This is a genomic window from Methylobacterium guangdongense, assembly GCF_038442355.1.
Classification (GTDB): domain Bacteria; phylum Pseudomonadota; class Alphaproteobacteria; order Rhizobiales; family Beijerinckiaceae; genus Methylobacterium; species Methylobacterium guangdongense.
Map to the genome: position 1 here is coordinate 1 of NZ_JBBXMX010000078.1, position 847 is coordinate 847.

At 66.5% G+C, this 847-nt stretch carries 1 protein-coding gene; it reads left to right on the top strand.

What is annotated here, in order from left to right; all coding sequences use genetic code 11:
• Positions 1-67: 67 nt before the first annotated feature.
• Positions 68-837 (top strand): IS5 family transposase gene (locus AAHG09_RS31820; RefSeq protein WP_342112344.1). Its coding sequence is split into 2 segments (ribosomal slippage): positions 68-383 and positions 383-837, totalling 771 coding nucleotides; the frame shifts between segments, so codons are not numbered across the junction.
• The last annotated feature ends 10 nt before the right edge of the window (positions 838-847 follow it).

Consider the following 847-nt stretch of genomic DNA (forward strand, 5'->3'; position numbering starts at 1 on the left):
TAGTGCCTGTCGTCGCCTGAACGGACTGGCGGGGCTTGCGTTTCCTGTCTTCGAGGCAGGAGGGATGATGCTGAGCGACGCGCAATGGTCTGAGCTGGAGCCGCTGGTCGAGGCGTGCCGTCCGAAGGCCAAGACGCCACCGCAGGACCTGCAACGCACGCTCTCGGCCATTCTCTGGCGACATCAGAACGGGGCGAAATGGCGGGCCATTCCAGAGGATCTGGGTCCTTGGTGGCGGGCCGCACAGATCTTCATCCGATGGTCCCGTGCTGGCGTCTGGGAACGTCTCCTCAGCCTCGTGCAGGAGCGCGGGGTTCAGCTCGGGATGGTGTTCCTCGATGGCACGAACATACGCGCGCACCAGAAGGCGGCCGGTGCCGCCAAAAGGGGGGATCTGGGGCCGAGCGAGACACTCGTGAAGCAGTTGGCCGATCGCGTGGCGGCTATGGCACCAAGGCTTGCGTGATCGCTGACGGGCGGGGCCGCGCCATCGCCTTCCGGCTGGCACCGGGGCAGGCGCACGAGCTGCCTCACGCGGTTCCATTGCTCGACCAACTGCCAGGCGTGCCCAAGTGGGTGGTCGGAGACCGCGGCTACACCAGTCACGCCTTCCGCGAGCACATCTGGAACATGGGTGCGCGCCCCGCGATCCCGCCGCAGCGCCACGAGACCCCCGTCGCCTGCCCGGACTGGATCTACAACAACCGCAATCAGGTCGAGCGCCTCTGGGCGAGGCTCAAGGAATGGCGTGCCATCGCAACCCGCTACGAGAAAACCGCCACCAGCTTCATGGGCGTTCTGTCCCTCGCCGCAGCCCTCGACTGGCTCAAGCGATGACACGCCCTAG